Origin of the sequence: Methylobacterium sp. ME121 (genome assembly GCF_000974725.1) — a bacterium.
GTDB classification, from domain to species: Bacteria; Pseudomonadota; Alphaproteobacteria; order Rhizobiales; family Beijerinckiaceae; genus Methylobacterium; species Methylobacterium radiotolerans.
This window is the reverse complement of record NZ_BBUX01000115.1, coordinates 1-11,614: the sequence shown is the minus strand read 5'-3', so window position 1 is coordinate 11,614 and position 11,614 is coordinate 1. Positions and strand designations below refer to the sequence as shown.

Annotated in this window: 15 protein-coding genes; 6 read left to right on the top strand and 9 right to left on the bottom strand. The window is 72.8% G+C overall.

Annotated elements, in window-relative coordinates; all coding sequences use genetic code 11:
* Both ME121_RS31470 and ME121_RS31465 read right to left on the bottom strand, forming a co-directional pair.
* Positions 1-273: aminotransferase class I/II-fold pyridoxal phosphate-dependent enzyme (locus tag ME121_RS31470; protein ID WP_491892930.1), on the bottom strand; the 273-nt coding region annotated here is incomplete at its 3' end.
* 23 nt (positions 274-296) lie between these two features.
* Positions 297-488: a hypothetical protein gene (locus tag ME121_RS31465; protein WP_012320413.1), complete on the bottom strand. Its 192-nt coding sequence runs from the start codon at positions 486-488 to the stop codon at positions 297-299.
* Between the two features lie 178 nt (positions 489-666).
* Here ME121_RS31465 and ME121_RS31460 point away from each other — a divergent pair, with 178 nt between their 5' ends.
* Entirely contained in the window at positions 667-972 is a 306-nt protein-coding gene (locus tag ME121_RS31460; protein ID WP_012320412.1) for a hypothetical protein, read from the top strand.
* 34 nt (positions 973-1,006) lie between these two features.
* Here ME121_RS31460 and ME121_RS31455 read toward each other — a convergent pair whose 3' ends face one another.
* Positions 1,007-2,401 (bottom strand): ATP-binding protein, encoded by a 1,395-nt coding sequence (locus ME121_RS31455; RefSeq protein ID WP_024829298.1) that lies wholly within the window; start codon positions 2,399-2,401, stop codon positions 1,007-1,009.
* A gap of 237 nt (positions 2,402-2,638) precedes the next feature.
* Here ME121_RS31455 and ME121_RS31450 point away from each other — a divergent pair, with 237 nt between their 5' ends.
* The 4 genes from ME121_RS31450 to ME121_RS31435 are packed head-to-tail and all read left to right on the top strand — an operon-like array spanning position 2,639 to position 5,310.
* On the top strand, positions 2,639-2,962 hold the full coding sequence (locus ME121_RS31450; protein WP_012320410.1) for an XdhC family protein: 324 nt from the start codon (positions 2,639-2,641) through the stop codon (positions 2,960-2,962).
* The gene (locus tag ME121_RS31445) at positions 2,962-3,663 is read left to right on the top strand and encodes an XdhC family protein (RefSeq protein ID WP_012320409.1); all 702 of its coding nucleotides are present in this window, start codon (positions 2,962-2,964) and stop codon (positions 3,661-3,663) included. The genes ME121_RS31450 and ME121_RS31445 overlap by 1 nt, the downstream gene beginning before the upstream one ends.
* Positions 3,660-4,706, top strand: coding sequence for a molybdopterin-binding protein (locus tag ME121_RS31440; protein WP_012320408.1), 1,047 nt, complete (start codon positions 3,660-3,662; stop codon positions 4,704-4,706). Before ME121_RS31445 ends, ME121_RS31440 begins: the two co-directional genes overlap by 4 nt.
* Positions 4,699-5,310 carry a nucleotidyltransferase family protein gene (locus ME121_RS31435; protein ID WP_012320407.1) on the top strand — a complete coding sequence of 204 codons (612 nt, stop codon included), beginning with the start codon at positions 4,699-4,701 and terminating at the stop codon, positions 5,308-5,310. Before ME121_RS31440 ends, ME121_RS31435 begins: the two co-directional genes overlap by 8 nt.
* Before the next feature lie 31 nt (positions 5,311-5,341).
* Here the strand turns inward: ME121_RS31435 and ME121_RS34685 are convergent, their stop codons facing one another.
* Both ME121_RS34685 and ME121_RS31430 read right to left on the bottom strand, forming a co-directional pair.
* Positions 5,342-5,515, bottom strand: coding sequence for a DUF2256 domain-containing protein (locus ME121_RS34685; RefSeq protein ID WP_179240029.1), 174 nt, complete (start codon positions 5,513-5,515; stop codon positions 5,342-5,344).
* 16 nt (positions 5,516-5,531) lie between these two features.
* Positions 5,532-6,725 carry an OpgC family protein gene (locus ME121_RS31430; RefSeq protein WP_059410229.1) on the bottom strand — a complete coding sequence of 398 codons (1,194 nt, stop codon included), beginning with the start codon at positions 6,723-6,725 and terminating at the stop codon, positions 5,532-5,534.
* A gap of 282 nt (positions 6,726-7,007) precedes the next feature.
* Here ME121_RS31430 and ME121_RS31425 point away from each other — a divergent pair, with 282 nt between their 5' ends.
* The gene (locus ME121_RS31425) at positions 7,008-7,955 is read left to right on the top strand and encodes an NAD-dependent epimerase/dehydratase family protein (RefSeq protein WP_012320404.1); all 948 of its coding nucleotides are present in this window, start codon (positions 7,008-7,010) and stop codon (positions 7,953-7,955) included.
* 87 nt (positions 7,956-8,042) lie between these two features.
* Here ME121_RS31425 and ettA read toward each other — a convergent pair whose 3' ends face one another.
* The 4 genes from ettA to ME121_RS31405 all read right to left on the bottom strand — a co-directional run bounded on the left by ettA (position 8,043) and on the right by ME121_RS31405 (position 11,338).
* Positions 8,043-9,695, bottom strand: a complete 1,653-nt coding sequence (ettA, locus tag ME121_RS31420) for an energy-dependent translational throttle protein EttA (protein ID WP_012320403.1) — start codon at positions 9,693-9,695, stop codon at positions 8,043-8,045.
* 183 nt (positions 9,696-9,878) lie between these two features.
* Positions 9,879-10,214 (bottom strand): hypothetical protein, encoded by a 336-nt coding sequence (locus tag ME121_RS31415; protein WP_012320402.1) that lies wholly within the window; start codon positions 10,212-10,214, stop codon positions 9,879-9,881.
* A 9-nt stretch (positions 10,215-10,223) separates the two neighbouring features.
* The gene (locus tag ME121_RS31410) at positions 10,224-11,126 is read right to left on the bottom strand and encodes a DNA/RNA non-specific endonuclease (RefSeq protein ID WP_012320401.1); all 903 of its coding nucleotides are present in this window, start codon (positions 11,124-11,126) and stop codon (positions 10,224-10,226) included.
* The gene (locus ME121_RS31405) at positions 11,117-11,338 is read right to left on the bottom strand and encodes a hypothetical protein (RefSeq protein ID WP_043074162.1); all 222 of its coding nucleotides are present in this window, start codon (positions 11,336-11,338) and stop codon (positions 11,117-11,119) included. Before ME121_RS31405 ends, ME121_RS31410 begins: the two co-directional genes overlap by 10 nt.
* Between the last annotated feature and the right edge of the window lie 276 nt (positions 11,339-11,614).

Here is an 11,614-nt window from a genome sequence, read left to right as displayed (position 1 = left end):
CGGCGAGACCTCGACGCCGTGGCGGCGGTGGATGTCGCGGGCCACCGCCTCGCGGAGCGGCGGGATGCCGACGGCCGGCGTGTAGCCGTGGTGGCCGTCGCGCAGCGCCTTGATCCCCGCCTCGACCACGTGGGCGGGCGTGGGCATGTCAGGCTGGCCGATGCCGAGATTGATCACGTCCCGCCCCTGGGCGGCGAGGGCCTGGGCCCGAGCCAGAACCGCGAAGGCGTTCTCCTCGCCGATGCGCGAGAAGGCCGGGACCACGTGCAGCATCGCGCCCTCCGGGCGGTGAGGTCTCAGTGCTTGGACCGCTCGGAGAGCTTCATCGCGCCGAACGACATCGCCACGGCGATCGCGCCCAGGATCACGAAGGTCTTCACGGAGGCGTAGAACAGGTCCGGATTGATGCCCTCATCGGTGTAGAGCACGAGCCCGATGGCCGCGAGCGGCAGCGAGATGAGGGCGAAGAGCGGGACGAGCGGGTTCATGTTCGGCACTCGGGATCCGGCGCGCGGCTGACCGCGGCCCTGGGAAAGCGCCCCTGCATATCACCGTGCTGCGAAGGTTGGGACCCCGCAAGCTGCAGTTTTTCGCCGGCTCGCCCGGACGCTCATGGATGCGCAATCATTTCGCGCAACAGTGGCGTCTCCGGGAGGGCGGACACGTATGCGTTGGGCATCGGTCGATTCGAAAGGCAAGGGAGCGGGGGGAGCGGGCCCCAGATCCCCCAGCATCGACACGCTGGCGCTCCATATCGGGCGGCTGCTGCGACATCCCGCCTACCGGCGCGAGGCGGTCGTCAGCCCGCTCCTGCGGCGGCACCTGCCGTACGAGGCCGGCTACGCCTGGAACGGCGAGGCCGGCCTGCGCGCCCGGCTGGCGGGCGCCGCCCTCGACGAGGCGAGCATCGATCACCTGCTCCGGAACGTGCAGGCCGAGTTCCTGCGCCTGCGACGGCCCGCCGATACCTGAGCCGGTTCCCGTGATCCGGCCCGCCTGATCCGGCTCAGGCCGGAACCCGGACGGTGGCCCGCAGGCCGCCGAGCGGGCTGTCGTGCAGGGTTATGTCGCCGCCGTGGGCGCGGGCGATGTCCCGGGCGATCGACAGGCCCAGCCCGGAGCCGCCGGCATCCTGGCGGGCGTCGTCGAGCCGCACGAACGGCTTGAACACGTCCTCGCGGCTCTCCGCCGGGATGCCGGGCCCGTCATCGTCGATCGAGACGAGGAAGGCGCGGGCCTCCAGCCGGCCGGAGATCGCCACCGTCTCGCCGTAGCGGACGGCGTTGGCCGCGAGATTGAACAGGCACCGCCGGAAGGCGCCCGGCCGGACCGTCACCTCGGGCGCGCCGACGAGATCGACCGCGGAGACGTGGGCACCGAGGCGCTCGACGTCGGTCCGCAGGTCCTCCAGCAGGGCGCGCATGTCGGTGGGGGTCGCGGGCTCGGCCGAATCGCCCCGCGCGAAGGCGAGGTAGCCCTCCAGCATCCGGCTCATCTCGTCGACGTCGCGGCTGAGATCCTCGATCTCCTCGGTCTGCTCGATCAGCGCCAGGGACAGGCGGAAGCGGGTCAGGATGGTGCGCAGGTCGTGGCTGACGCCGTTCAGCATCGTGGTGCGCTGCTCCATCGCCCGCTCGATGCGCCGCTTCATCTCGATGAAGGCGTGACCGGCCTGACGCACCTCGCGGGCGCCGCGGGGCCGGAACTCGATCTCCCGCCCCTTGCCGAAGCCCTCCGCCACGGCGGCGAGCCGCAGGATCGGCTTGATCTGGTTGCGCAGGAACAGGATCGCGACGCCGAGCAGCACCAGCGACGAGCCGATCATCCACACGAGGAAGATGTGCGAGTTCGACGCGTAGGCCTGGCTGCGCCGGGCGGTGATGCGCATCACCCCGTCGGGGATCGCCACGCGGATCTCGATCAGGTTCGAGCGGCCGACCGTGTCGATCCAGAAGGGTCTGCGGATCTGGCGCTTGATCTCGTCGGACAGGGCCTCGTCGAGGATCGAGAAGAACGGCCGCGGGCCCGGGGGCGGCAGCTTGGCGCCCTTGAGGATGTCGAGGTCGAGGTTCAGCCGCTCCCCGGCGATGCGCGAGAGGGTCTCGGCGTCCTTGTCCTGCGGGTAGCTCTCGTAGATGTCGATCAGCGCCGCGACGTCCGCGGTCACCGCCGCCGACAGCCGCTTGGTCACGAGCTGCCAGTGCCGCTCCATGAAGGTGTAGGCGATCACCGACTGGAGCAGGACGACCGGCGCGATGATGATGATCAGCGAGCGGGCGTAGAGGCCCTTCGGCAGGACGTCGCCGATCGCCCGGCTGACGCGCTTCCACAGGCGGCGCGGGCCCGAGCGCGGCGGGTCCTTCCGGAGCGCCCGGGCGAGGGCGGGATCCGGGGCGTTCATGACATCGCGCGCCCGTCCGTCCCGCGGGCGCGGTGGCAGGTCGGTCGACGGAGGATCCGTTCAACGGCGGCGGACATGGCTCGAGCGGGCGCGGAAAGCCTGTGCGTTATCGCATCCGCGTCGGGATCGGCCAAGGCGCCGCGCGATCCCCGGTGGGCCCGGGCGACTTGCACGGCGGCACGCGGGCCATACCTGTGAGGGGCGGGGGGCGCCCGCCGGCCGAAAGTCCACGAGGCCATGCTCAGCACCGACACAGACATCCTCTCCGCCGCCCAATCCTGGCGGCGCGACGGCCGCGCCGTGGCCCTCGCCACCGTGATCGAGACCTGGGGCTCGGCCCCGCGACCGGTGGGCAGCCACCTCGTCGTCGACGGCGACGGCAATTTCCTGGGCTCCGTCTCCGGCGGCTGCGTCGAGGGCGCGGTGATCACCGAGGCGATCGAGGTGATCGAGGCCGGCGCGCCGCGCGTCCTCGAGTTCGGCGTCGCGGACGAGACCGCGTGGCGCGCCGGCCTGTCCTGCGGCGGCCGGATCCGGGTCTTCGTCGAGCGGGTCGACTGATGCGCAGCGATGTCCTGGCGGCGCTCAACGACGCGCGGGCGGCGCGCCGCGCCGCTATCCTCATCACCGACATCGCCGACGGCGCGCAGCGCCTCGTCCGCGAGGACGAGATCGCCGCCGATCCCCTCGCCGACGTGCTGGCGAAGCACCTCGCCGCCGGCAAGAGCGGCCTCGTCGAGGCGGGCGGCCGGACGCTGTTCCTCACCGTGCAGGTGCCGCCGGTGCGGCTCGTGGTGGTCGGCGCCGTCCACATCTCGCAGGCCATGGCGCCGATGGCGGCGGGGCTGGACCTCGCGCTCACGGTGATCGACCCGCGCACCGCGTTCGCGACCCCCGAGCGCTTCCCCGGCACCGCGCTGGTCGCCGAATGGCCGGACGCGGCCCTCGGGACCAGCGTGCCGGTGCTCGACCGCTACTGCGCCCTGGCGGCCCTGACCCACGACCCCAAGATCGACGATCCCGCGCTGAAGGCGGCGCTGGCGGCCGAGTGCTTCTACGTGGGCGCCCTCGGCTCGCGGAAGACCCACGCGGCGCGCGTCGCGCGGCTCACCGAGGCCGGGTTCGCGCCCGCCCAGATCGGCCGGATCCACGCGCCGATCGGCCTGCCCATCGGCGCCGTGAGCCCCGCCGAGATCGCCCTGGCGGTGCTCGCCGAGATCGTCGCCACCTTGCGCCGCGTGCCCCGTCCGGAGGTCGCGTGAGATTCGGGACGGTCCCGGTCGCCGAATCGGCCGGGCTGATCAGCGCGCACACGGTGCGGCGGGCCGACATCACCCTGCGCAAGGGCGCCGTCATCGCGCAGGAGACCGCCGCCGGTCTGGCCCGGGCCGGCCTGTCGGAGATCGTGGCGGCGACGCTCGAACCCGGCGACGTCGGCGAGGACGCCGCCGCGGCGCGCCTCGCCGCGCGCCTGCGCGGGCCGAACCTGCGCGTCGAGGCGCCCTTCACCGGCCGCAGCAACCTGTTCGCCGAGGCGGCCGGGGTGCTCACCCTCGATCCGGCCCGGATCGACGCGGTCAACGCCGTGGACGAGGCGGTGACGGTGGCGACGCTGCCGCGCTTCCGGCCGGTGGTCGAGGGCGAGATGGTCGCCACGGTGAAGATCATCCCCTACGCGGTGCCGGGCGCCGTGCTGGCCCGGGCCTGCGCGGCCGCGGAGGGCGACGTCCTCGCGGTGGCGCCGTATCGCCGCCGCCGGGTGGCCGTGGTCTCGACGCGCCTGCCGAGCCTCAAGGAGACCACGATCGACAAGACGCTCCGGGCCCTGGCCGACCGTCTCGCGCCCGCCGGCGCCGCGATCGTCGCCGAGACCCGGGTGCCCCATGCCGGCGCGTCCGTGGCGGTGGCCCTGGCGGAGGTGATCGATCGCGCCGGGGCCGAGCTCGTCGTGGTGTTCGGCGCCTCGGCGATCGCCGACCGGCGCGACGTCATCCCGGCCGGCATCGCGGCGGCGGGCGGCCGGGTCGACCATCTCGGCATGCCGGTCGACCCCGGCAACCTGCTCCTCGTCGGCGCCCGCGGCGCCGTGCCGGTGATCGGCGCGCCGGGCTGCGCCCGCTCGCCCAAGGAGAACGGCTTCGACTGGATCCTGCATCGGCTCCTCGCGGACCTGCCGGTGACCCGGGCCGACATCGTCACCCTGGGCGTCGGCGGCCTGCTGATGGAGATCGTCTCGCGCCCGCAGCCCCGCGCCGGCGGCGCCGCCGCGACCGACGAGTCCGAGCCGGGCTCCGCGGATGGCTGAGATCGGCACGGTCCTGCTCGCCGCGGGCCTCGGCAGCCGGTTCGGCGCCGCGCCGAAGCTGCTCGCGCGCCTCGACGGCAAGCCCCTGGTGCGCCACGCGGCCGAGGCCGCCCTGGGCGCCCGTCCGCGCCCGGTGGTCGCCGTCCTCGGCGCGCACGCCGAGGCGGTCCGCGACGCCCTGGCGGGGCTCGACCTCGTCCGCGTCGACAATCCGGACTACCGCACCGGCCTCGCGAGCTCGCTGCGCGCCGGCCTCGCGGCGCTGCCCGCCACCTGCGCGGCCGCCATCGTCGTCCTGGGCGACATGCCGCGCGTGACCGCCGCGCATCTCGACCGCCTCGCGGAGGCCTTCGCGGGCGCCCCGGAGCTGCCGGCCGCCGTGGTGCCGGTTCAGGCCGGCCGGCGCGGGAACCCGGTGCTGCTCAACCTGCGCCGCCTCGGCCCGGACATCGCCCGCCTCGCCGGCGATCGCGGGGCCGGGCCGCTCCTGAAGGGACGGTCGGACGTGCTGGAGATCCCGGGCGACCCGGCCACCGCCCTCGACGTCGACACGCCGGACACGCTGGCCGCGCTGGCCGGCGGACCTTCAGACCGGACCGCGTGAGCGCGGGCTGTCCGATCGTCCCGGCGGGCGGTCAGCGCCCCGCCGCGCCGCGCCCGCGGGCGGCCTTCGCCTCGGCCCGGCACCGATCCGAGCAGTAGCGGACCTCGTCCCAGACCCGCTCCCACTTCTTGCGCCACGCGAACGGGCGGCCGCACTGGGCGCAGATCTTCTCCGGCAGATCGCCCTTGCGGCGCATCGGCGGCATCGTCGCTCCTCCCGGCCTATCCGGGCCGGCGCGCGTCGGGGCCGGTCTCGGCGGCCCGGCGGAGGCGCGCGTCCAGGAGGTGCGCCAGGCCGAGCATGACCGCGATCCCCCCGACATTGACCGCGACCTGCAGCGGCCAAGTGGGGTCGAAGGTCCGGTAGAGGATGCGGCCGATCAGCGCCGCCAGGCACCCGGCCGCGAAGATCTCCAGCGAGTGCCGGCCGCAGGCGTCGACGAGGCGCAGCCTCCGCCACCGGCTCGCGCGCGCCGCGGCGGGCGTGCTGAACAGCAGGTAGGCCAGCGCCAGCATGTTGATCAGGCGCAGGGGCGCGACGTGGCCCTTGTCGGGCGGCCCGATCCCCAGCGGCCGGAGATCGGGAAGTCCCCACTCCGCCCAGGACCCGCCCTGCAGGAAGGCGAAGGCGAGGTAGGCGGCGGCCGCGGCCACGGCCCAGCCGCGCCGCGGCAGCAGGCCGTCATGGGCGCGGACCGCGACCGCGAGCGCCGCGCCGATCACGAACAGGAACTGCCACGCGAAGGGATTGAAGTACCACCCGTCGTCCACCGCCGCGGCGTTCGGGAGGTTCAGCTGATGGTCGACGTTGGCGGCGAGCCAGAGGGCGCCCGACAGGCCCAGCACGCCCCAGATCCCGCGCCGCATCCCGAGATAGATCAGCGGGAACAGCGCCAGCAGCAGGATGTAGAGCGGCAGGATGTCGAGGTAGTTCGGCAGCGCGTTCAGCGCGAGGCCGCGCAGCAGGCCCGGCAGGAGCCCCATCTGCAGCAGGGGCGCGACGCCGAATCGCGGCGTCAGGCCGGTGAGGTCCATCCAGATCCGCACGATGACCAGGGTCGCGAGCAGCAGCCCGGCCTGGAACAGGTAGATGCGCAGGCAGCGCTTGGCGATGCGCGTGAGCGCCGTCCGGATCCCGGCCCGCCGGAACAGCCCACCGTAGGCGATCATCGACGAGTAGCCGGCCAGCAGGACGAAGATCTCGGCCGCGTCCGAGAACCCGAAATTGTGCAGCGTCAGCAGGGCCGGCGCGTTGCGCGGGATGTGGTCGATGAAGATCGTCAGGAGCGCGAGGCCGCGCACGACGTCGACCCGCGCGTCGCGCACGGGCTTCGCGGGCGGTGCCCCGGCGGGCGGCGGGGGAAGCGCCCGCGGGGCCGCGGCGCCGGGCCGTTCGAGATCGTCGAGGCGCGTCACTCAGCCCATCACCGTGGCGCTCTCCGTCCGGACGCGGAGCGGCCGGAGCCGCGGTGGAACAATAGCGCGCGCGCCGCCCGGGAGGCCGCCGATCACGTGCCTGTGTTCGGATGTGCACAACGGCGGGAGCGCGCCGATGATCCGCAGGCCGCGCCGGCCGTCACCCGCGCCCCCTCGCGTCGAGGCGGGGCCCGGTATAGACGCGGCCGACGATCCCGGATTCCGGCGCCCGCGCCGGGACGGGGGACCGCGGGGCTCGAGGCAGGGTTGAGGGCAAGGGACATGCGCGTCCTCGTCACCGGAGCGGGAGACTATCTCGGCCGTCGCCTGCTCGAGGCTCTGCGTCGGGACCTGCCCCCGGGCAGCCGCATCCTCGGCCTCGACCGGAGCCCGCCGCCGCCCCTCGACGGCGTGACGCTGAGGACCGTCGACCCGTTCGACGCGCGCGACCTCGCCGAGACGGTCGCGGCCTTCGATCCGACCTGCGTGTTCCACCTCGCGGCCCTGGCCTCGGTCGCCCAGTCGAGCGAGACGCCGTCCTACGCCTGGCGGGCGGAACTGCTCGGCACCCTCAACCTCGCCGAGGCGGTGGCGCGGACCCGCGCGGCCCTGGTCTTCCTCAGCTCCACCGTCGTCTACGGCGAGGTGTTCCGCGCCTGCGCGCGCCCCGACGAGAGCGTCACGCCGCGCCCGGACACGATCTCGGGCCGGACCAAGAACGCCTGCGAGTACATCCTCCGCGACGTCCTGGCGAATGCCCGCGTCAAGCATCTCGTGCTGCGGCCGTCGAACTACATCGGCGCCGGGCAGAGCGAGACCTTCGTGGTCGCCTCCTTCGCCGGTCAGATCGCCCGCATCGAGCGGGGGCTGGCGCCGCCGAGCCTCGAGGTCGGCGACCTCTCGGCGGGGCGCGACTTCTTCGACGTGGCCGACTTCACCGCGGCCTGCCTGCGCGTGATCGCGCGGATCGACGACCTGCCGGACGGCGGCATCTTCAACGTGGGATCGGGGGTCGTCACCCCGGTCTCCGACATCCTGGAGACGCTGCGCGGACTGACGGACGCGCGGTTCGACCTGCGCGTCGCGCCCGGGCGGGTCCGCCCGGCGGGGGTACGCAGCGAGGGCTGCGACCCCGCGGCCTTCGGGACCGCCACCGGATGGGCGCCGACCATCCCGCTCGCGCAGAGCCTGTCGACGATCCTGGCGGAGGCACGGGCGCGCCTCCGGTGATCTGTCACCGTCCGAAGGTGACGGCGACGCCCTCGGACGGGCGCGCGGTTCCGGAAACGCCGGCGGCGCTCGGGAGCGCGACCGGTCTCAGCGCGAGAAGCGCTTGTACTTGATCTTCTTCGGCATGATCGAATCCGCCCCGAGCCGGCGCACCTTGTCGGCCTCGTAGTCGGAGAAATTGCCCTCGAACCACTCGACGTGGCTGTCGCCCTCGAAGGCCAGGATGTGCGTCGCGATGCGGTTCAGGAACCAGCGATCGTGGCTGATGATGACCGCGCAGCCGGCGTAATCCTCCAGCGCGTCCTCGAGGGCGCGCAGGGTCTCCATGTCGAGGTCGTTGGTCGGCTCGTCGAGGAGCAGCACGTTGGCGCCGCCCTTCAGGGTCCGGGCGAGGTGCACCCGGTTGCGCTCGCCGCCCGAGAGGGTGCCCACCTTCTTCTGCTGGTCGGGCCCCTTGAAGGCGAAGGCCGCGCAGTAGGCGCGCGAGTTGATCTCGCGCTTGTTGAAATAGATGATGTCGTTGCCGCCCGAGACCTCCTGCCAGACCGTGGCGTTCGGATCGAGGGCGTCGCGCGACTGGTCGACGTAGCCGAGCTTCACCGTCTCGCCGACCTCGATCTTGCCGCTGTCGGGCTTCTCCTGGCCGGTGATCATCTTGAACAGGGTGGTCTTGCCGGCGCCGTTCGGGCCGATCACCCCGACGATGCCGCCCGGGGGCAGCTTGAACGACAGGTCCTCGATCAGCAGCCGGTCGCCGAACGCCTTGCTGAGGTGCTCGAACTCGATGACGTTGTTGCCGAGCCGCTCGTCGATCGGGATGACGATCTGCGCGGCCGCGTCGACCTTCTGCGCCTGCTTAGCGACCAGCTCCTCGTAGCGGGTGATGCGGGCCTTCGACTTGGACTGGCGCGCCTTCGGCGAGGCGGCGATCCACTCCTGCTCGCGGGCGATGGAGCGCTGCCGCGCCATGTCCTCGCGGCCCTCCTGCTCCAGGCGCTTCTGCTTCTGGACCAGCCACGCCGAGTAGTTGCCCTCGTACGGGATGCCCTTGCCGCGATCGAGCTCCAGGATCCAGCTGGTGACGTTGTCGAGGAAGTAGCGGTCGTGGGTGACGATCAGGATCGCGCCCGGATACTGGCGCAGGTGGCCCTCCAGCCAGTTCACCGTCTCGGCGTCGAGGTGGTTGGTCGGCTCGTCGAGGAGCAGCAGCTCCGGCTCCCACAGGAGCAGGCGGCAGAGCGCGATGCGGCGGCGCTCGCCGCCCGACAGGGTGGCGACCGGCTGCTCGTCGCTCGGGCAGCCCAGGGCCTCCATGGCTTGGTCGACCTTCGAATCGAGTTCCCAGAGACCCAGCGACTCGATCCGGTCCTGGAGCTCCGTCATCTCGTCGGCGGTCTCCTCCGAGTAGTTCATGGCGAGCTCGTTGTAGCGGTCGAGCATGGCCTGCTTCTCGGCGACGCCCTCCATCACGTTCTCGCGGACGGTCTTGTTCGGGTCGAGCTGGGGCTCCTGGGGCAGGTAGCCGACGCGCGCGCCCTGCGCGACCCAGCCGTCGCCGGTGAATTCCTTGTCGATGCCCGCCATGATCTTCAGCAGCGTCGACTTGCCGGCGCCGTTGATGCCCAGGACGCCGATCTTGGCGTCCGGGTAGAAGGACAGGTTGACGTTATCCAGGACCTTCTTGCCGCCGGTATAGGCCTTGGTCAGGCCCCGCATGTGGTAGATGAATTCGCGAGCCATCGCGGATCGTCCTCGGCGCGTTGTTCGGGACCGCGCGGATCGTGCCAGCGGCACGGGTCAGGCACCGGGCCTCAGCACCCGTCCTGGACGCGCGTCCCTACGATATAGGAATGACCCTCTCCGACTATCAGGCCCGCCGGGACGCGGCAAGGACGGGCCGGATCTCGGCGGGGAGCGGAACGCTCACGCGAACGGGTTCTTGACCGATCGCGGCGGCGCGTCCGGCGCCTCCGCCACCGCCTCCGGCAGATCGGACCCCTCCAGGGCCTTCACGATCGCGTCCAGCGTCTCCCGGAGCAGTCTGGCCTGATCCAGGCCGGTCCGGTCGCGGGTCAGGTCGATCGACCCGTGCACGGCGATCCGGTCCGTGCCGTTCTCGAAGCACAGGGCGCCGATGGAGCGCGCGCCGGCCTCGTCCGCGAACGGCACGAAGCCCGCGATGGCCGGGCTCTCGTCACGCCCGCTCTTGTCATCCGGGCTCTCGCCCTTGCGCCGGGCGCGTCGCTTGTCCTCGGGCATCGGGTCCTCTCAGAAGAACGTGCGCAGGAAGTCGCGGACGAGCTTGCGCAGGGCACGGGTGAGTTCGCGCTCGAGCCATTCCTGCCACGTCTGCTCGTGGCGGGGCCGGCGCTCGTCCGCGCGGGCGGAGGCATGGGGGTCCGGCAGGCTCATCGCGGTCGCCCGCGCCGCGGGCGGCAGGCCGGGGAAGACGTCGATGCCGGATTCCCGCTGGAGATCCTCGATCGACAGGGCGCGCCAGTCCTTCGAATCGTCGTTCCGCGCGAGGTAGGCGCCCGCCTCGCCGCGGGACGGGTCGTACACGGCCTTGAACAGCTGCGTCGGGACGAGCACGCCGCCCTTGATCTGCTGCACCGCGTCGCCCGCGAAGATCACCCCGGTGACGACGAAGAGCGCGCCGCGGCGGGTGGCCAGGCGCCGGGTGCTCTCCTCGATATCCGCCCAGAGCCCGCGGTTCAGGACGCGGTTCTGCGGCACGATGTTGGCGAGGCTGAACGACTCGGCCTGGGAACTGAGGGTCGGCATGTCCCCGGCCGGGGCGAGATGGCCCCGGTCGAACCCGCTGCGGACGTAATCCTCCAGCGAGGCGCGCTGATCCTCCGGCAGCCGGGTTTCCTCGTGGAAGGCGTCGTCGCGGGCCACCGCCCGGGCGGCCGCGACGCTGGCGCGCGTGAGGTGCTCGGCGGCGTAGAGCGGCGTGCGCGTCACGCCGGAATGCAGGACCGCGAAGGCCTCGAAGCACAGCGGGACCGCGCGGACGGCGAGCTTCGGGTTCGTGAGGACCGGCGTCCGCCCGTCGGCGAACAGGCCCGGGCAGGCATCCTGGGCCCGGGCCGGGACCGCGCCCGGTGCGAGGGCCAGAACCGCGGCCACGGCCGCGGCGGCGAGCCCCGGGTGGCGCCTCACCAGCATACGCGGACCCGGCGCACGCCCTCCGGGGTCGGGCGGTCCCGCCACGCGCAGGGCCGGCCGAGGCTGTTGCCGAAGGGGCGGGCGTCGCGGTCCGGGCCGCCCGGCGAGACCCGCGCCGGGCAGTCGCCGAGGAAGTTGCAGAGGAAGTCGAGATTGCCGTCCGGCGGCCGCGGCTGGGCGTAAGCTTGGCCGTTACCCGTAATCGCGAGCATGAGCAGGATTGTGCACAGACGAGCCGGATTCAAAGGCGGGCCTCTTGTGGCGTTAAGGGCACGTGATCGAAAAAAACGCCGGCCCGACATTGATCGCGCCGCCGTTCGTCCGTAACTGGCACTATCATGACAGCGACGGACGGGCGGGTTCTAGCATGAACGCGCGTCCCCGGGCTGCTGGCGTCGCGGTTGCCGAGGGCCCGCGGCGGAGCCGTCGCCATACTCGAACGAACGGATGCGAGCATTGGCACTCTCCCCTGAGCAATCGGCGTTGCT

Bases quoted from the DNA above. Each gene is read 5' to 3' on its own strand.
- ME121_RS31465 (WP_012320413.1), bottom strand. From the start codon at position 488: ATGAACCCGCTCGTCCCGCTCTTCGCCCTCATCTCGCTGCCGCTCGCG.
- ME121_RS31460 (WP_012320412.1), top strand. From the start codon at position 667: ATGCGTTGGGCATCGGTCGATTCGAAAGGCAAGGGAGCGGGGGGAGCG.
- ME121_RS31455 (WP_024829298.1), bottom strand. From the start codon at position 2,401: ATGAACGCCCCGGATCCCGCCCTCGCCCGGGCGCTCCGGAAGGACCCG.
- ME121_RS31450 (WP_012320410.1), top strand. From the start codon at position 2,639: ATGCTCAGCACCGACACAGACATCCTCTCCGCCGCCCAATCCTGGCGG.
- ME121_RS31445 (WP_012320409.1), top strand. From the start codon at position 2,962: ATGCGCAGCGATGTCCTGGCGGCGCTCAACGACGCGCGGGCGGCGCGC.
- ME121_RS31435 (WP_012320407.1), top strand. From the start codon at position 4,699: ATGGCTGAGATCGGCACGGTCCTGCTCGCCGCGGGCCTCGGCAGCCGG.
- ME121_RS34685 (WP_179240029.1), bottom strand. From the start codon at position 5,515: ATGCCGCCGATGCGCCGCAAGGGCGATCTGCCGGAGAAGATCTGCGCC.
- ME121_RS31425 (WP_012320404.1), top strand. From the start codon at position 7,008: ATGCGCGTCCTCGTCACCGGAGCGGGAGACTATCTCGGCCGTCGCCTG.
- ettA (WP_012320403.1), bottom strand. From the start codon at position 9,695: ATGGCTCGCGAATTCATCTACCACATGCGGGGCCTGACCAAGGCCTAT.
- ME121_RS31415 (WP_012320402.1), bottom strand. From the start codon at position 10,214: ATGCCCGAGGACAAGCGACGCGCCCGGCGCAAGGGCGAGAGCCCGGAT.
- ME121_RS31410 (WP_012320401.1), bottom strand. From the start codon at position 11,126: ATGCTGGTGAGGCGCCACCCGGGGCTCGCCGCCGCGGCCGTGGCCGCG.
- ME121_RS31405 (WP_043074162.1), bottom strand. From the start codon at position 11,338: ATGCTCGCGATTACGGGTAACGGCCAAGCTTACGCCCAGCCGCGGCCG.